This is a genomic window from Streptosporangium sp. NPDC002544 (genome assembly GCF_040295965.1).
Taxonomy (GTDB): Bacteria; Actinomycetota; Actinomycetes; order Streptosporangiales; family Streptosporangiaceae; genus Streptosporangium.
Window position 1 is genome coordinate 22373 of the sequence record NZ_JBEOWJ010000020.1, and the last position, 17078, is coordinate 39450.

Annotated in this window: 17 protein-coding genes; 10 read left to right on the forward strand and 7 right to left on the reverse strand. The window is 65.9% G+C overall.

Annotated features, from left to right (window positions below; genetic code table 11):
- From ABT061_RS27900 to ABT061_RS27920, 5 genes are all read left to right on the forward strand, one after another.
- The coding region (locus tag ABT061_RS27900; RefSeq protein ID WP_350923387.1) for a NucA/NucB deoxyribonuclease domain-containing protein at window positions 1-1635 on the forward strand (1635 nt) is incomplete at its 5' end.
- A gap of 59 nt (window positions 1636-1694) precedes the next feature.
- Window positions 1695-2303 carry a DUF6461 domain-containing protein gene (locus ABT061_RS27905; RefSeq protein ID WP_350923684.1) on the forward strand — a complete coding sequence of 203 codons (609 nt, stop codon included), beginning with the start codon at window positions 1695-1697 and terminating at the stop codon, window positions 2301-2303.
- A gap of 1231 nt (window positions 2304-3534) precedes the next feature.
- Window positions 3535-3696, forward strand: a complete 162-nt coding sequence (locus ABT061_RS27910; RefSeq protein ID WP_350923390.1) for a hypothetical protein — start codon at window positions 3535-3537, stop codon at window positions 3694-3696.
- 44 nt (window positions 3697-3740) lie between these two features.
- Window positions 3741-4307: a DUF5919 domain-containing protein gene (locus ABT061_RS27915; RefSeq protein ID WP_350923392.1), complete on the forward strand. Its 567-nt coding sequence runs from the start codon at window positions 3741-3743 to the stop codon at window positions 4305-4307.
- A 200-nt stretch (window positions 4308-4507) separates the two neighbouring features.
- Window positions 4508-5104, forward strand: a complete 597-nt coding sequence (locus ABT061_RS27920) for a hypothetical protein (protein WP_350923394.1) — start codon at window positions 4508-4510, stop codon at window positions 5102-5104.
- Window positions 5105-5413: 309 nt separating this feature from the next.
- Here the strand turns inward: ABT061_RS27920 and ABT061_RS27925 are convergent, their stop codons facing one another.
- Window positions 5414-6391, reverse strand: a complete 978-nt coding sequence (locus ABT061_RS27925; protein WP_350923397.1) for a helix-turn-helix transcriptional regulator — start codon at window positions 6389-6391, stop codon at window positions 5414-5416.
- Window positions 6392-6482: 91 nt separating this feature from the next.
- Between ABT061_RS27925 and ABT061_RS27930 the strand changes: the two genes are divergently transcribed.
- Together ABT061_RS27930 and ABT061_RS27935 are read left to right on the forward strand one after the other, a co-directional pair.
- Window positions 6483-7466, forward strand: a complete 984-nt coding sequence (locus ABT061_RS27930; RefSeq protein ID WP_350923399.1) for a zinc-binding dehydrogenase — start codon at window positions 6483-6485, stop codon at window positions 7464-7466.
- Window positions 7463-8563, forward strand: coding sequence for a winged helix DNA-binding domain-containing protein (locus tag ABT061_RS27935; RefSeq protein ID WP_350923401.1), 1101 nt, complete (start codon window positions 7463-7465; stop codon window positions 8561-8563). The genes ABT061_RS27930 and ABT061_RS27935 overlap by 4 nt, the downstream gene beginning before the upstream one ends.
- 266 nt (window positions 8564-8829) lie before the next feature.
- Here ABT061_RS27935 and ABT061_RS27940 read toward each other — a convergent pair whose 3' ends face one another.
- Window positions 8830-9120, reverse strand: coding sequence for a hypothetical protein (locus ABT061_RS27940; protein WP_350923404.1), 291 nt, complete (start codon window positions 9118-9120; stop codon window positions 8830-8832).
- A gap of 343 nt (window positions 9121-9463) precedes the next feature.
- Here ABT061_RS27940 and ABT061_RS27945 point away from each other — a divergent pair, with 343 nt between their 5' ends.
- Window positions 9464-10267, forward strand: a complete 804-nt coding sequence (locus ABT061_RS27945; RefSeq protein ID WP_350923406.1) for an NPP1 family protein — start codon at window positions 9464-9466, stop codon at window positions 10265-10267.
- A 301-nt stretch (window positions 10268-10568) separates the two neighbouring features.
- Here ABT061_RS27945 and ABT061_RS27950 read toward each other — a convergent pair whose 3' ends face one another.
- Window positions 10569-11543: a quinone oxidoreductase family protein gene (locus tag ABT061_RS27950; protein ID WP_350923409.1), complete on the reverse strand. Its 975-nt coding sequence runs from the start codon at window positions 11541-11543 to the stop codon at window positions 10569-10571.
- A gap of 97 nt (window positions 11544-11640) precedes the next feature.
- On the opposite strand from ABT061_RS27950, the gene ABT061_RS27955 reads away from it, so the two are divergent.
- Complete coding sequence (locus ABT061_RS27955; protein WP_350923411.1) at window positions 11641-12267, forward strand: TetR/AcrR family transcriptional regulator; 627 nt, start codon at window positions 11641-11643, stop codon at window positions 12265-12267.
- Window positions 12268-12595: 328 nt separating this feature from the next.
- Entirely contained in the window at window positions 12596-13201 is a 606-nt protein-coding gene (locus ABT061_RS27960) for a hypothetical protein (RefSeq protein ID WP_350923414.1), read from the forward strand.
- Between the two features lie 235 nt (window positions 13202-13436).
- Here ABT061_RS27960 and ABT061_RS27965 read toward each other — a convergent pair whose 3' ends face one another.
- The 4 genes from ABT061_RS27965 to ABT061_RS27980 all read right to left on the reverse strand — a co-directional run bounded on the left by ABT061_RS27965 (window position 13437) and on the right by ABT061_RS27980 (window position 16563).
- On the reverse strand, window positions 13437-14192 hold the full coding sequence (locus tag ABT061_RS27965; RefSeq protein ID WP_350923416.1) for a pyridoxal-phosphate dependent enzyme: 756 nt from the start codon (window positions 14190-14192) through the stop codon (window positions 13437-13439).
- Window positions 14189-14989 carry a ThiF family adenylyltransferase gene (locus ABT061_RS27970; RefSeq protein WP_350923418.1) on the reverse strand — a complete coding sequence of 267 codons (801 nt, stop codon included), beginning with the start codon at window positions 14987-14989 and terminating at the stop codon, window positions 14189-14191. The genes ABT061_RS27965 and ABT061_RS27970 overlap by 4 nt, the downstream gene beginning before the upstream one ends.
- 13 nt (window positions 14990-15002) lie before the next feature.
- Complete coding sequence (locus ABT061_RS27975) at window positions 15003-15701, reverse strand: class I SAM-dependent methyltransferase (protein WP_350923420.1); 699 nt, start codon at window positions 15699-15701, stop codon at window positions 15003-15005.
- 97 nt (window positions 15702-15798) lie between these two features.
- Entirely contained in the window at window positions 15799-16563 is a 765-nt protein-coding gene (locus ABT061_RS27980; protein ID WP_350923422.1) for a hypothetical protein, read from the reverse strand.
- Window positions 16564-17078: the final 515 nt, after the last annotated feature.

Consider the following 17078-nt stretch of genomic DNA (forward strand, 5'->3'; position numbering starts at 1 on the left):
GGCGAGGTCACCGACCCCGACGGCCGATCCATCACCATGACCGTCGAAGTCGAACACGACCCCACCGCCACCGGCCAAGGCAGCGGAGCCATCTGGACGGGAACCAGCACCACGGCCGTCCCCTCCGGTAACTACACCGGCGTCGCCGTCCCCTCGGGCAAACTCACCAACGGCTGGAAAGTCCGCTGGCGCGCCCGCGCCACCGCAGCCGGCGTCAACGGCGCCTGGACCACCTGGCACGCCTTGACCATCGCCGTCTCCAGCGTCGCTCCGGCCGCCGCGCGAACCGGAGTGGCCCTGACCTCGGACCCGAACACCAGCGGCCCGTTCGACTACCAGCGCATGAGCCCCGCGGACTGCAACGCGGAGCGGCGCAAGTCACCGCGCCCCTGGCATGGATTCGGATGGACTGTCCTGCGGCCCTACACCGGTTGCTACAGCCGGATCGCCGGATGGGGCGACTGGGAAGTCGACCAGCTCACCGGGATCCCGACGTCGGAGTGCCCGAAGACCGAAGGCGTCAGGATGACGGTCAACGTCATCATGTACACCAACCTCGGCACCAAGAAGGGCGAGCCCGTCGTCTACGGGGAGAACGACCGCGAACTGCAGGCCAGGGACATCAGCATCTGGATCGACATCACCGAGCTCATCGTCATGGACTCCAACTGCAACCAGACGAACATGCTCGACGGGCGCAACATCACAGTCAGAGTGGAGGCCGTGGGCTCCGACAACGCCGACTGCAACCAGATCAAGGGCCCTGAAGACGGGAAGCGGCTCGCTCCCATCGGGGACTTCAAGCGAAGCGGCCGGACCGCCTGGATCTTCCGATCCGAGGGCACCAGGTGGGGCAACTGCACCCTGCGACCCAAGCTCTACCCCGGCGTGAGCATCGACTTCCTCGATCCGGAGCCGTTCAAGCTCTGGCATCACCTCGGAACCGAGCAGATCCCCACCCGCCCGAAGGGCGACTTCCCGTTCGTCGCCCGCTGCGACAGCATCCGCCTCTCCTATCCGGTGCCCAAGGCCAATGGGCAGCCCGGAAACGACTGGATCGGCTACTCCGGCGGGTGCCGAATTCTGGGTGCGGACCGCGTCTACACCATGTACGCGGACGACCCGTTCCGCAGTGAGGTGGCGAGGCACATCAGGGACGCCTTCCAAAACCCGCAGGCGACCGATCCGAAGCTGGACCGGAACGGCAATCCGATCACCAAGAGCTTCCCCGGCAACTATGACGTGATACCCAGACCGCCCCTGACCAGGCGGGCGAGAAACGGGCGCGCACCCGACGGCCCTCTCCTCAACTCGAAGAACCGCACGCAGATGACCTGGTACTGCCCGAACCTCCCCGGGGCCGGCCCGGGCAAGCAGTGCGACGAGTATCCGTTCGCCTCCACCAACCAGGCGATCGGTGTCGAAGGCCAGCTCATCAACAACGTCTGGACGCCCACCTTCAACGCCTCACTTCGTCAGGTGAGCACCGACCACAACCAAGCCGCAGGACGCGACCTGGCGGCCTTCTACGCCCGCTACCGCGTCTTCACCTCTGGCCAGCTCGAAGGCGGCGCGGGCAACTGGCCGTCCAATGCCTTCTGGGTCAGAATCCGCAACGGCGCACCACCGTCATAACGTCATAGCCGGGAGAGGGCCTCGCCCTCTCCCGGCTCCTCCACCATCGGAAGGTGAGCATGCAGTCGCCGACGCACCTGCACGATCTCCTAGTTTCGACCATCTTCACCGAGGGACTCGATGACGAGATGGACCTCTGGACGCTGGGATTCAGCGCCCTCTGGGTCAAAGGAATGGATCGCGACGCCGTCGCCGAGGCCTTCTCCCTGGACCTCGTCACCAGCACGCCGAGCCACCTGAACGAATTGCTCGACAACAGTGAGGAAGGCGGGCCCACCTGGGTGGGCGAGGCCGGAGGGTGGACCTGCATCATTCCGGGGCCGACCGACGACGATTTCCTGCTGCCGTTGACGGCGGGCGGGCGGGAGGCGCTCTGCTTCAGTATGGATATGGGCGGCCATGACCATTTCAAGTATCTGAAGGACGGGGAGGTGGTTGTCGCCTTCCAGCCCACCTGGCCCGACCCCGTGCACGGGAGCGATCCGCACGCGCTCGACCACCTCATGGAAGGGCTGCGCTTCCAGACCAGCGGCGACGACGTCATCGAGGATCGCGTGGACGAGGGCGAGAGCATCAGCTCCGTCCTGACGCTGATCGGCCGGATCACGGGGACGGACATCGCCGCTGACTGGCTTGAGGCGACGCACTCGCTCATCTACCCTCGCTAGTGCGTTGACCACGATGGTTCGCCGGGTGCGGTGGTCAGGCTGCTCGGGATCGTGGTCGCCCCAGCGTTGCTGGCGTTCGCTGCGGATGCGGGCTCGTTCTTTGCGTTGAGCTTCCAGCAGTGCGGGGTCGCGCCGGTGGTGGTCGCGCCAGCGCAGGTATGCCTGTAGCTCGCGGGCCAGGACGGGGTGGTTGGCCGGGTCGCTGTTACCCAGGACGAAGCGGCGAAGCGGGCCGAAGTGTGGCTCGTCGGGTAACCCCGGCGCATTGCTGCGCCGGGGTCCCCTCAGAACCGGCCGTGCCCGCTTTCCAGGCAACCGGCTCAACCAAAGCGACTCCACGAAAGCCGGGGTACATCATCTTGGACCTGATGGCCGCTGTCGAGCTGAATGGTTCGCCGGACGAACGCTCGGCCGCCACCCTCGCATAGTTCGTAGACCGTGGCACGGCACCAACAGGTCCAGGCCACCGAGCGTGTCCGTTCAAACGTCGGGTACGGCTCTCGCCAATCCAGACGGAGGTGATCTCGCTGCGGCATCACAACATGCGGGCTCAGGCACTCGTCGAGCAGAGTCACGGCGTGTGCTCCGCGATGCCTCCGCATCGGTAGGACGCTTTGAGGAGCTCTTCGTACCGCTGGGCGACGCAGTGGGCGACGGTGATCGGGTTGTCCACGCCATAGACCCTGTACAAGCGGCGGCCCGTCTTCGCTGAGATCTTCCCCGTCCACCAGCGGTAGGCACGTCCGTCCGTCCAGACCAGGAGGTCGGTCCAGACGGAGACCAGGGCGACACCGTGGCCCTCATGGACGTCGGCCGAGACACCACAGTGTTCGAGGCCGATGCGCAGGCGTTCAGCAGCCAGGGCCGCCGGGCATCGTTGATGCCGGCCTTTTCCCGCCGAGGGTGCTCATAACTCCAGCTCCTCCTGGTCGCGGAGCTGTTGGGCGAGTTCGGTGACGTCGTTGGCGTCGATTGTCCGGTAGAGGCCCTTATTTATCTCTTCGTTAGTGAGGTGTCGGCCATTCCGGGTTGCCCACAAACGGCCCGCAGAGCTACGCCAAATGCACCATCCGGGAAATGCTACCTGGAGGTCTTCCAGAATCACGGGTGTTGACATGGAGTAAGCATCATTCCATTTGAGTGACGAGCCCACCGCGTTCCAGAGACGTCCAGGACGTTTCAAAGTTAGAGTCGAAAACGTCCTTGACGTCCTCACTCCCCGAGGTACACCGTGGCCAACGTCCCCTTACGCCGCGCCATTCTCGATGCGAAGCTGAGCAACCAGAACCTGGCGGATCGCTGCGAGGTGGATGTTAAGACGGTGGAACGCTGGTTGCAGGATGAGCGCGAGTCCCGCACCTCCGGCACCAGTTGGTGGCTGCCGAGGCATTAGGAGTTGATACGTCCGTGTTGTGGCCAGAGGCTATCCGTAACACCGTGAAAACCGGCCCGGATCGAGAGGTTCTGACCGTCTATCCGTACCGGTCGGCGTGTCCCAAGTCGATCTGGCGCAACCTGATCACCTCGGCCCGCAACGAGATCGTCTTCGCCGGGTACACCAACTACTTCCTGTGGCTGGAACACCCCAACCTCGCCAAGGTCCTCAAGCGCAAGGCCGAGCAGGGGTGCAAGATCCGGTTCCTCATCGGTGACCCGGACAGCGAGGTCACCCGCCGCCGGGAGGAGGTGGAGAACGTCCCGCTGACGGTCTCCACCCGCATTCGGATCACTCTCTCGGAGATCGAGCAGGTTCGGGACGTGCCCGGCATCGAGGCGCGCTTCGGAGACGAGCACATCGCGATGAGCGTCTTCCGCTTCGACTCCGAGATGCTCGTGACGCCGCACCTGGCCAAGCTGGTCGGCCACGACTCGCCGATGATGCACCTGCGCCGCTACCAGGACGACGGCCTGTTCGACCGGTTCGGCTACCACGCCTCGGAGCTGTGGAGTAACGGCCGGGACGTCTGGGCAGACGACCCGCGAGAGAGCGCGAGTTCTAGGTGACGAATTGGACGGCAGTCACCCTGAGCAGCGGTAGATCGCATGGCGGCGGGGTCGTGGAGACCTTTTCTCCGCTGTCTGAACCCCTGCTGTCTGAACCCTGAGCAGAACTCCGGGTTTCCGGCACTCTGTGCTTATCGAGATCCATGGATAGGATTCGCGTGGATCATGAGATGCCTTGATCGCCCCTGGTTGGAGTTGCCGTGATTTCGAAAGAGCGGACCCCGCGGAGTTCGATCGGCGCGCCGGGTTTTCCGTTGATCGGCTCGCTGGTGGTCATTGGACTGCTGCTCCTGTACGGGGCAAGCTTTCCCAGTGGCGGCCCTCTGTGGGTGCTGCCTGTTCTCCTGGCGTTCTTCGTACTAGGTGTGATCTGGTTCGTGCGCCTCGCCGTGGAGGTTTTCAATCCGGAAGGTCGGCCTGGTGTCAAACGAAACCTGTTGCGCTGGGCAGCACCGGCGATCGTCGGAATTCTGGTGTTCGGGCTGGCTGCCATGGGCCCGGGGAGATTCAGATTCTCTCTGTCCGAGGAGGACTTCGAGAAGGTCGCACGGTCAGCGGTAGCGGGAAGCGGCGACTGGAGGATGGATGCCGCGACGCTCGGGCTGTTCGAGATCTCCTGGGCCGAACGGCATGAGGGCACGGTGCGCTTCGCGCTGGCGGGCGGAGGAAACGGCATTCACGCCCATGGCTTCATCTGGAGCCCGAACGGGGAACCTCCGTTGCCGGAAGAAGAGGAATACGAACCCGACGTCGAGCACTACTACGGCCCCTGGTACCTGTGGAGTGAGAACTTCTGAATCCTGAGTGACCAACTGGGTGACAACGACCCCGGACGAGGCCGGACACCGGTGGATCGCCGTGGACGGTACGCCCAGGTCAGGGACGGTATACGCCCTGGTCACGCCCCTGCTCGGATCGCCTTACAAGCGAGATGTCACTGGTTCGAACCCAGTAGTGCCCACCAGCCAAAACGCCCCGTATCCGATCTTCGGAACGGGGCGTGAGTGACTAAGGGGTCGCGCAGATAGACGCAGGCTCCCCTGGCAGAACGTCTTCCGTCGCCTCGGCCGGCTGCTACGGACGCCGCGCCATCGTCGCGATCCAGGCTACGGCAGGGACGGTCTCTCGGGCGCGCTAAATCTAGTGGCCCGGAGGAAGCGGGCGCCCCACTCCTGGACATGCGCGGCGAACTCCGGCGGCCCCAGCACCTCGAACTCGGCGCCCACGTTGCCCAGCGCCTGGGTCGGCCAATCGAGGGAGGTCGAAGTCATGGTGAGCCGGCAGGTGTCGTGGTCGAGCGGTTCGACGGTGCCCCACTGACCGACCGCCTGCCGTACCCGGGTCGCGGGGGCGTGGACGAGCGCCTCGACCTGGTACGGGGCCGGGGCGTCGCTCGCTGCCTGGACGAAGGCCGCGGCGTCCTCGGCCGGGAGCGGACGCGGCCGGAAGCGCGTGCCGGTCGCGGTCGGCTCGATCAACCTGTCGAGGCGGAAACTGCGCCAGTCGTGCCGGGACAGGTCGTAGGCGACCAGGTACCAGCGTCCGCCGAGTGCGACGACGCGGTGCGGCTCGACCTCGCGGTCGGTGGGTGCGGAGCCTCTGGCCGTGTAGCCGAACCGCAGCCGCTCCTGGTCCCGGCAAGCCTGGGCGACCGCGGTGAGCACCCCCGCCGTGACGACCGGCCCGGACACGGCGATGGAGAGGGTCATCGCCCGCAGGGCGTCCACCCTGGCCCGCAGCCGGGGCGGCAGGACCCGTACCACCTTGGTGAGCGCGCGCAGCGACGCCTCCTGCATCCCGGCGATCCCGCTCTGTGCCGCGTCGCCGATGCCCACCGCGAGGGCCACCGCCTCCTCGTCGTCCAGCAGCAGCGGCGGCAGGATGGCACCGGGCGCGAGCTGGTAGCCGCCGTCGGTGCCCCGGGCCGCGCCGACCGGGTAGCCGAGCTCGCGCAGCCGGTCAACGTCACGGCGCAGCGTCCGCTCGGAGACCCCGAGCCGCTCGGCCAATTCCAGGCCGGGCCAGTGGCGGTGGGTCTGCAGCAGCGAGAGCAGTCTGAGGGTCCGTGAGCTGGTGTTCGCCATACCGCCATCCTCGCCCACCTTCCGGTCAAAAAGTGACCGGAAGCCTCTTTAGAGTCGATCTCGAAGGCCGTACCGACATAAGGACCAAGAAATGATCACCCGTGAGATCCAGTTGGCCGCGCAGATCGCCGGCGCACCGGCACTCGGCAACTTCACCGTCGCCACGACCGAGGTGGACGGCGAGGTTCTGGTGCGCACTGACCAGGTAGGGCTCGCCGCGACCTATCTGGAGTTGATGCGCGCGGACTGCACCATCCCGGTACCGGCCTGGCAGCCGGGCCAGCGGGTGGGCGTGGCCGCCATCGGCACCGTCATCCGGTCCGACAGCCCCGAGCTCGCGGTTGGCGACCTGGTCCAGTCGATGACCGGCTGGAGCGAGTACTCGGCGGGCCCAGCCGCCCAGTACATCAAGCTTGATCCCATCGCGGACCCCGGCTACTACCTCGGTCAGGGGCCGACCGCCTACTACGGGATGGCCGATGTGGCGGCCGTCGGCGAGGGCGACGTGGTGTTCGTCTCCGGTGCGGCGGGCGGGGTCGGCTCGCTGGCCGGGCAGATCGCCAAGTGCCTGGGCGCGGCGCGGGTGATCGGCAGCGCCGGCAGCCCGGCCAAGGTCGACTATCTGGTGAACGAGCTCGGCTACCACGCCGCCTTCGACTATCACGACGGCTCGGCGGCCGACCGGCTCCGAGAGCTCGCGCCCGAGGGCATTTCGGTGTTCTTCGACGTCGTGGGCGGCGAGCAGTATCAGGCCGCGCTGCAGACGGCCAGGCCCGGCGCCCGCTTCGCGCTGTGCGGCTCACTGTCCAGCCAGCTCGGCGATGCGGCGGAGCGTTTCCCCAAGCCCGATCACGCCGCGGCCCAGGCCCGGGGCATCGAGCTGCTGCCGTTCTCCTGCTACCACACCCCCGACCAGATCGCCGCCTGGCGGGAACACTTCAGCACCTGGCTGGGCGAGGGCCGCTTCGTCTACCCGCAGACGGTCGTCAAGGGCGGGATCGAGGACGTGCCGCAGGCGTTCTTGTCCCTGCTCCAGGGGTCCTACCGGGGCAATGTCTCGGTGCGGCTGTCGTGACAACCCTCTCGAGCAGGGCCCTGAACCGGGCCCTGCTGGGCCGCCAGTTCCTGCTGGCCCGCACCGATCACACCCCGCTGGAGGTGATCGGGCGCCTGGTCGCGCTGCAGGCGCAAGAGCCCAACTGGCCCTATGTCGGGCTGTGGAGCAGGATCCACGGCTTCACCCACTCCCAGCTCACCACACTGCTGCAGGATCGGAAGGTGGTCCGCTCCGGCCTGCTCCGCAGCACCCAGCACCTCGCCGCGGCCGACGACTTCCGCCGGCTGCGGCCGCTGCTGCAGCCTGTGCTCGACCGCACCGCCCGCTCGGCGTACTTTGCCCGCAACAGCGCGGGCCTGGACACCGCCTCGCTGGTCGCCACCGGGCTTGAACTGCTGGCGGGCGGAACGACACCGCGAAAGGAGCTGGCCCGACGGCTGGCCGAACACCACCCAGGCCGCGACGGGCGCATCCTCGCCGGAGAGGTCGAGCTCAGAGCCCCCCTCATCCACAGCCCGGCCACCGGCACATGGGGCTCCTGGGGCACCCGGTCGGCCGTCTCTGTCACGCCCGCCGAGACCTGGCTCGGCCAGCCCATGGCCCCGGCGACCGCCAAGGACCTGATCCGCCGCTATCTGGCAGCGTTCGGCCCAGCCGGGACCATGGACATACAGGCCTGGTCCGGGCTGACCCGCCTCGGCGAGATCGTCTCCGACATGCGCGCCGAACTGCGCCACTACCACGACCACGACGGCAGGGAACTGATCGACCTGGCCAACGCGGAACTGCCCGATCCCGACACGCCCGCGCCCGTGCGACTGCTGCCCGCCTTCGACAACGCCCTGCTCGGCCACGCCGACCGGACCCGCATCATCAGCCATGAGGACCGAAAGCGCGTGATGCCCGGCCAGGCACAGGTACGGCCCACCTTCCTCGTGGGCGGCCACGTGCACGGAAGCTGGTCCCTCGAAGGCGACACCCTGCGCCTCACTCCGTTCCGCCCGCTGTCCGCGATCGATCGGGCGGCCTTGGAGCAGGAGACGGAGCGCCTGCTGCTGTTCGTGGGAGGCGAGAATGTGTCCTACAGCAGCCCGATCGCGATCAGGTCGTCCTGAGCATCCACCCCGGCATCGACCGCTGGACCCAAGCCAGGCAAGGTAAGCACGGGTCAACAGAGCACAAGCTGCGGCGTCATCGCAATCGCCCGAAGGAGTTCCCAAACTCCACGTTGGCGGTCTCGCGGCCAACGCAGGGCAGCGTGACCAGGTCCTCCGGCGTCGGGTACTTCGCGAATAACGAAGACATCAGCGCGGATAGGTGGGGACTTACGGGCGTCGCCTCGGGCGGCTGTCCCAGCGGTGGGTTGTCCAGGATCGTCTGCTCAGCTCGTCCGCCTTGCCCGCCGGCCACCGGTCAACGTCTTCCACCGACGGGTCACGCAGCTTGCGCGCACCCACCGTGCGGGGATCACATGCTTGTCGGCGAACGTCGTGTACATCTTCACCGTGGTCGCCGAGCGCCCGGCCAGGCCGTGCTGCAGCCAGTACTTCACAGCGTCAGCCACTGTGTAGTGGGCCGGAGCGATGGCCAGGCCGTCGTCGTAGTCGCGGTGATCTCTTTGAGCTTGTCCTTGGCTTCGGTCGAGGATCGCCCCCAGCGCCCCGCGCACCATGTGGACGTCCTCTGCCAGGAGGACCTTCAGGCTGCGATCGCCCTCCCCCCGGACCTCGGCGACCCTGCTCCTCCGGGAGGCGATTCGTGAGCCTTCGCGCGTGGTTCACCTTTCGACCGTCGCCGATACATGTTGGCGTCATTTGATCTAAGGACCTTGATCAGGCGTCGGTTCCGTGGTGCCGTGAAAGTGCGAGGCGTGCTCACATCGGCGCGGAGAACGTCGCCGACGCCCCACCACGCCGGCGCGTCGTCAGGTCATGGAGCCAGTCCTTCGAGAAAGCGGAAGAATGCGAAAGCTGTCGTCATTCACGTCCACCGCGAGGGCATCGAAGTCAGCGACCGTGTCAGAGAGGAGCACATCCTCCCCTACGTTCTTCACGCGCAAGCGTTCCCGGCTCGGGATCGTGCTCAGCGCCACCGCTCTGGGGGTCGTGATCCCCGCGTCGGCGGCCTATGCGGCTCCGCCGCAAAACCTGCCTCAGTCGGCCGGAGGGTACGAGGCTTCGTTCTCGCCGGCCTACGACTACGACGGCGACGGCTGCTACGCCACCCCCGCCATCGGGCCGGACGGGACCCTCGCTTCGGGGCTGAACCCGACCGGCGCGGTCAACGGCAACTGCCGTGACCAGTCGGACCTGGACAACTCGCAGACCTACGCCCGTTCCAAGTGCAACAACGGCTGGTGCGCCGTCGTGTACGCCAGCTACTTTGAGAAGGACCAGGCTCTGCCCGGCATCAGCCTCGGCGGCCACCGTCACGACTGGGAGCATGTCATCTCCTGGGTCAACCAGGCGTCCAACCAGGTGGAGTACCTTTCGACCACGCAACACAGCAGCGTCGTGACCTATACGCGCTCGCAGGTGCGCTTCGACGGGTCGCACCCCAAGGTCGTCTATCACAAGGACGGGGTGTCCACGCACTTCTTCCGGCTCGCCAACGGCAATGACGAGCCGCCGGAGAACCACTACCACAACTGGCGCTATCCCCCGCTCGTGGACTGGAACGGCTGGCCCAGCACCTGGTTGCGCGACAGGCTGATGAACGCGGACTTCGGCGCCGCGACCATCAAGATCAATGACGGCAGGTTCGGGGACCTCCTCTCGCGCGCCAAGCCGAGTGGCATCCCCTTCGACCCCTGGGCCTGACGAGCCCTCCTACCAGGGCATCCGCGGCTCGGCCGCCTGATCGGCCGACCCGGTGAGCGCTCGTGGTGGCCGCACCGGCTGTTCCCGCCTTGTGACAGATGATCAAAACGAGGTGATAGGTTCCGCCTTTCCACGCAACGTGTTCACTCATGCGATCCAGTGGACGTTTTCCACCCGGCCTCGCCGGTCTGAAGCATGAGGATCGCTTTGACCGATTGACCTGCGCGAAGAGGGCAAGGGTGATTGTGTCCATGATGGATGCCGTGGTTCCGGTGTTCTGATGTGCCCCGAGTTCTGTGAGTCAGGGTATGAGCAGGACACGGCCGAGCTGGGAGCGGCTCTCCATGATCCGGTGCGCTTCGGCCGCCTCGTCGAGCGGCAGCCGGGCGTGCAGCGCGGCGCGCAGTCTGCCCTCAACCGCGTGCCGCGCGACCTGGTCCATGTCCTCGCGTGCCTGCTGCGGCGCGGCCGCGCGCCAGGCGAGCAGCGAGAACCCGGCCACCGATCTCATCGCGAACAGGCTGGTCAGCGGGATGTCGGTGGCCTCGCCGCTGGCCGCTCCGTAGACGACGGCTCGGCCGAACGGCGTCAGAAGGTCGAGGCTGCGCAGCAGGATGCGGCCGCCGACGGAGTCCAGGACGACGTCGACTCCTCCTGGCGCGGCCTCGCGCACCTGTTCTGGCCAGTCCTCCGCGGAGTAGTCGACGGCCACGTCGGCGCCGAGTGTGCGGGTGAAGTCCAGCTTGGCGGGGGAGCCGGCCGTGGCGATCACGGTGCCGGCGCCAGCGATCTTGGCGAGTTGCACGGCCAGATGGCCGATGCCTCCAGCGGCGGCGTGGACGAGTACGGTCTCGCCGGGTGACAGCCGGGCGGCGCGCAACGTGCCCAGCGCCACGGGGGCGCCCATCGGCAGCATGCTCGCGGTGGCGTCGTCGATTCCCTCCGGCACGGGCGCGAGCCACCCGGCGTCGGCGAGGACGTGGTCGGCGAAGGCGTCCTCGGCCAGCGTGGCGACCCGCCGGCCGGTGAGGGCGGGGTCGACGCCCGGCCCCACCGCGTCGACCGTGCCGACCACGTCGCCGGTGAGCACGGCGGGCAGTTCGCGCCGATAGATTCCGCCGGTGTCCGGCCCCTGACGGAACTTCACGTCGACGAAGTTGGCGCCGATCGCCTCGGCGCGGATGCGCACCTGGCCGGGGCCCGGGCTTGGGGTCTCCGTCTCCTCCATGGTGAGCACCTCGGGGCCGCCGTAGGCGTGGTAACGGATTCGGCGCATGTCGTCCTCCCGTATCGAGGGTAAAGTGGACCTGCGGTCAAGTTCGGTGCGAGCGTACTTGACCGCTGGTCCAGTTGTCCATGGGAAAGAGGAGCCGATGATCGAGGAGCGTCGCGAACGCGCTGACGCGGCACGCAACCGTCGCGCCATCCTGCGTGCCACCGAGGACCTTCTCGCCCGGCACCGGCCCGAGCAGATCTCCATGGAACAGGTCGCCGCCGCGGCCGGGGTCGGTAAGGGCACGGTGTTCCACCGTTTCGGCAGCCGGATGGGGCTGATGGTCGCGCTGATGCAGGAGCGGGCCTACGCCCTGGAGGAGGCCGTGGCGAGCGGACCTCCGCCGCTGGGGCCCGGTGTCCCGCCCGAGGAGCGACTGATGGCCTTTCTGGACGCGATCGTCGATGTCGTCGGCCGCAACAAGGGGCTCCTCGCGGCGCTCGGCCACGCCGCTACGGCGGCGCCCAGGCCGGAGTGGAAGGAGCACGGCGAGCACCGGGACGAAGACGGCGACCACCCCGTATACCGGTTCTGGCACGGTCACACCAGTGCGCTGATCGCCGCGCGGCGCCCCGACCTGGACGGGGAGTTGCTGGCTCACATCCTGCTGGGCAGCCTCCAGAGCGAGCCGGTTCTGCGGCTGCTGGAGCGCGGAGAGGCGACGCGGCTGGCCGCGTCGCTGCGCGTCATGGCCTCTGGGATGCTCGCCGCCCCCGACCTCGCCTGAGGCCGAACCGGTCGAGAGGCCGGGTGCTCACCGGCGTCGGACAGTGGGGCGCCTACGGTCCTGTCATCGCAGGCCGGGGGGTGGCGAGATGAGCAACGGGTGGCGCGGCTGAAGCCGTGGGAGGTCGGTGACGAGCCGCGGGCTGTCGTCGAACAGACCGCTACCGAAGAAGCAGCGCCGGACCCGCCGGCCGGGCCGTAAACGGCTGGGGGGCCACCTCGCGTTACACCGATCATCCGGCGGTGAGGACTCGTTCCAGGCCTTGTTCAAGGACGGTGTCCAGCGGGATCCAAGCCGGAGACAAGTGATGATCGGTAACTTGCCCGGAATGAGAAAACGATCTTCTGCCCTCGTCGTATTGGCCACGGCCGCCCTGCTCGCTGCTCCCACCGCCGCCCTGGCCGCGGCGAACTCGCCGGCGGCGGCTCCGGCGGCCGCGTCGGCTTCCGGGACCAAGACCCTCTCCTTCCGGGGGATGAACCTGAAGATTCCCGCCACCTGGAAGGTGTACGACTACACGGACCGGGTCCTGGTGGCGACCGGTAGCTGCAAGATTCCCGAGCCCTTCGCCCCGAACTGCCGGGGGTTCTGGCTGTACGGCCCGAAGGTGATCGCCTACGGCGCCGAGGGCCGCCGTTACACCGGTGAGAAGCCGTTCGTCCCGGCCAGTGGGGCGCCGGCGGGCTGCCCCTTCGAGTACGGAAGCATCCAGGTGATCGGCAAGGCCACCTCGACGGGGCTGCGCCAGGTCGGGCGCGGGCACAAGGCGAAGTACACCGCCTGGGCCGGCCGGTGCGTGAAGCAGAGTAGCGGCCGGCAGACGGAGAGTTTCACCCAGCGGGAGTGGTTCCTGCCCGAGTCGAAGATCGTCGTAGTGGACGTATGGGGCGACCAGAAGCTGCCGGGCCTGCTGAAGGACGCCGCTTGGAACTGACCAGAGAACAGGGAGCGGTCCGTACCTCCTGCTCCCCGCCGGGCCCGCTCTCCCACTCCCCGTCGCCTGAGGCCGAACCGATCGAGAAGCCGGTGCTCACCGGCGTCGGCCAGTGGGTCCTACGGTCCTGTCATCGCAGGCCGGGGGCGAGTCACCGTCATCGCCGCCGGTATCACTCGCGCTCCGTACGGAACGACTCGCTGCAGGGCTCGTCACGCGTCCCTTCGGGCAGGTCCTAGTCCCGAGGGCGGCCGTCGTGGGAAATCACCAGTACCTGCTCCGGATTGGCATAGGTGTTCGCGTACCTCAAGAGTGAATCCAGAGCACCCGAACCGGAGTTTTCGGATGGGATGGGAAGCGGGATTTCCTCCTGGTAGCTATGGAAAAGATCCTGGTCACCCAGATTCTGGAGGGCATGGTTCCTCCAGCCGGGAACGGGGTTGTCCGCCCTGGCTTGCAATCCCATGACTGAATATCCCCGCGGAGTAAAGACGCGGTGCAATCCCGCGACAGTGGCGCCGGTACCGAATCCGCACATCAAATAGCGAATTTCTGGCCAATTCGCACGGACTTCCCGCAAAAGCTGCGACCCCCATAGCTCCACGCACCTCACCAAATCCGCGTTGGTGAACTGCCTCGGCCAGAACCAACCCTCCTGCTCGCGCTGAAGGCAAAGCTCGTGAGCCTCCTTGAGGCTCATGATCGTCTGCACCTCGCCACGGAATCCGCGCCTCATGAGATGATCGTGACCGGAGGCATCCGTGATGGCGACGGTCGGCAGTCCTCTTTCCCTTCCGAGCAGATCCAGGGCAAGCGCGGTTGACGAACCGGAGATCTCAACGAATCCTCGGACATCTTTCGGAACCTCTTCAAGGAAGAGCTCGTACGTCAGGTATTTGAGGCTTCCCGATTCGCACATGCCACCCCAAAGCACGGCCGGACCATTCTCGTCGGGTCGGGTGAGGGCGAAAGGTGCATTCATGGCGTTCATGCGGGGACGACCGAGCCTCGGACATAATGGTGGTCAAAGAAATCCACGTACAGGTACTCGGGGTAGGACACCATCTGATCCCGCCCCAGGAGGATGGCACGCATGATCTCGCTCACCATCATCCCGGCTGCGGTGGTGGCTCCGATCACGCACGTGGGAGCGTGCCCGCGCCCGGCGAAGCAGGCATCCCAATGCTTCTGTACGACATAGTCGCCGAGCCTGGGGATGATCTTGGGTAAATCGATGCGCCCATCCGGAAGCATGTAGAGATCCTGGTAAGGAGGTGCTTCGGGCTGGAAAACATGCAAAGCGGCCCCGAAGCCCAGCATCAAGCCGGTCATGATGACGACCCGCTGCTCCCTGCATGCTTGGTGCAGCCATTCTTTCGCCCTGAGGCCGGCGATGTCGATGACTTCCACGACGTAATCCACCGGTTTTCCGTCGAACCCCGAAAGCAAGGAGTCGATATTGCTTTCCGTCACGCCCTCCGCCGCTTTACGGATTCGCAGCTCCGGGTTGATGTCCTGGCACATTCTCCCGACGACCTCGATCTTTGGCTGACCGACGGTGCTGTCAAAGCTGCCGATCTGGCGATTGGAATTGTGCACTTCGTAAACGTCGAAATCTGCGAGTGTCACCCAACCGAAGCCGAGGCGGGCCAGATCCACCGCGCACTGCCCACCGGCGCCGCCCACTCCGGCCACGAGAACATGGGTGTCCGCGACCCTCTTCATCGATTCTTCGTCCAGAATCCCCAGGTTGCGCTGAAACCTGGGATTGACCTTGGAGCCTTCCACCGGAAACCTCACTTCATTTCTGCATGCAAACGTAATAATTCTCGCCGAAGTAGTCGTCGCCATCCGCGACCAGGGGGCGCGAGAAACCCAGGCGTCGCAGGGTGTCCACCAGCTCGTCCACCTCGAAGAATGTCACCATCTCATTGGGGTCGGTGGTCAGTTTCTGAGCGCAGGTCGAATGATGGGCCAGCGCGGCCTGGAGATCCTCGGTGAAACGCCCCTCCGCCTGCCACTCCGCGATGGAGTGTCGAAGCACCTTCTGCAGGTCGGGCCGGCGTTTCGGACCGGTGGCGATCATCACGCCCCCCGGCTTCAAGTGGGAGAAAACCTCGTGCAGCGCCGATTCGACGTCTTGGACGTAGAAAAGGACGTTGTTGAGCAGGACCGCGTCCGCGTCGGAAACAACCCGGGCGGGAAAGCGCTCCACGCTTCCCTCCATGACCGTCCATCGGTCGCGGGCCTCGCCCGACGCGGCCGCCTTCTTGTCATGAGCCCGCTGAAGCATGGCGGAGTTGTTGTCGAAGCCGATGACCCGGTGGCCGCGGTCAATCAGTGCCTGGCTGACCAGGCCGGTTCCACACCCGGCGTCGGTCACGATCCGACGGCCCTCCGTGTCGCGAAGGATCTTGCTGAGCATCCGCTGATAACAGTTCAGCTCGGGAATCATTTGGTCATAACTCTTGGCGAACTCGGTCCAGATGTTATCGTTCATACCGCTTTCAATTCCCTCGAATCCTTGTTCATGGGCAACGGAGAGGATTCCACTCGCGGCGAAACAAAACAGTTAACGCGGAGATCGGAACCAACGCTTAAGTGATTTCGGCGTACCGGTCGGCAGGAGGATCGTCTGCGGGTATGCGGGGGCGCAGCTTCGTGATCGCATGCGGCATCAGGGACAGGGTCTGCGCCCGGCTGCTGTAGGTCAGAAAAAGGGTGTCGTCACGGTGGGCGGGGGGAAACGAGCCGGAATAGCAGAGCACCGTGTTCGCGAAACCATAGGCGTCCACGAGGCTTTGCCTGACCGCGTTCTTCGAGAACACGATCCCCGTGTCCCAGTCGCTTCTGAACAGGTCCAAGGTGAGTATCTTGGCCAGCGGAAGCAGGAGGCCGGGGATTTCCCTTCCCCGCCAGCTCGGATGCACCCAGTGTCCGCCATAGTGCGCCACCCTGCCGGATATGATGGGTGTCTCCGCCGGCAGAACGAGGTCCAGCGACTGTTCCATCCCGAGGGGTGGCGGATCGAACCACAGCCGCATGGAGCTTATGTAACGGCTGAAGTCCGCCGTGTATATCATTCGCACGGCGATGCACGCGACCGTCGATCCGCCGCGGTCCCTGATATCCAACCAGTAGCTGTTCTGGGCGGAGACGGGACTGTGCGCCGGGTCAAAAGTCGGATTGATGCCGTCGGCGTGAACCGCAGTCCGCATGTGGCGGACCCAACTTGAAATATCCGTATGGTATTCTAGAGTCAGGCCCCGTCGATTCAGCCAGCCTTCGGACTCGTTCAGGAACTCGTTCAATGTGGCGGCGACGGCAGCCGAACTGCGACCTATCTCAAGAACCTGACCCACCAAGATTCCAACCTCCGACCGGGGTATGGCTCGACGGACTGCTTTCGCTGGGCAGGTCAACGTTCCATGTGCTCCCGCCGGGCTCCGTGACCTGGCGGGGACGGTGAGGTTTCCTTGCCGGGGTCACGTACCACGGCAGGACCGTCATGAACTTCCTGCGGGCTTCGGCCTGCTCCATGGCCGAAGCCCGCGGTGCGCATGTCATCGAATGCCGGGAGACATTGTGAAGGTGCCTGTCCGGCACCGCATGGTCTTCCGGCATGGGAGCTCGCTGAAACACATTCTTTTCCACGCGGCGAATCCCAGGTCTCCCCTGATTCGCTTGATGATGATCGTTTCCAGGGCCTGTCTGGTTCTTCGTGCAGGAAAGCCATCATCGTTCTCTTTCTTGCAATAATTGATTTACCTGCCGCGATGGTCTGATCTGCATTGGAATTTCGATCGGCTTTGCCGTGGCGTGAAACCGGTCACTTCGCGGCAAGATTGTCCAGCCCTGGTTGAGGAATACTTGGAGT

Coding starts and splice junctions, on each gene's coding strand:
- ABT061_RS27905 (WP_350923684.1), top strand. CDS start 1,695: ATGCAGTCGCCGACGCACCTGCACGATCTCCTAGTTTCGACCATCTTC.
- ABT061_RS27925 (WP_350923397.1), bottom strand. CDS start 6,391: ATGGCGAACACCAGCTCACGGACCCTCAGACTGCTCTCGCTGCTGCAG.
- ABT061_RS27930 (WP_350923399.1), top strand. CDS start 6,483: ATGATCACCCGTGAGATCCAGTTGGCCGCGCAGATCGCCGGCGCACCG.
- ABT061_RS27940 (WP_350923404.1), bottom strand. CDS start 9,120: ATGGTGCGCGGGGCGCTGGGGGCGATCCTCGACCGAAGCCAAGGACAA.
- ABT061_RS27950 (WP_350923409.1), bottom strand. CDS start 11,543: ATGCGCCGAATCCGTTACCACGCCTACGGCGGCCCCGAGGTGCTCACC.
- ABT061_RS27955 (WP_350923411.1), top strand. CDS start 11,641: ATGATCGAGGAGCGTCGCGAACGCGCTGACGCGGCACGCAACCGTCGC.
- ABT061_RS27960 (WP_350923414.1), top strand. CDS start 12,596: ATGAGAAAACGATCTTCTGCCCTCGTCGTATTGGCCACGGCCGCCCTG.
- ABT061_RS27965 (WP_350923416.1), bottom strand. CDS start 14,192: ATGAACGCCATGAATGCACCTTTCGCCCTCACCCGACCCGACGAGAAT.
- ABT061_RS27975 (WP_350923420.1), bottom strand. CDS start 15,701: ATGAACGATAACATCTGGACCGAGTTCGCCAAGAGTTATGACCAAATG.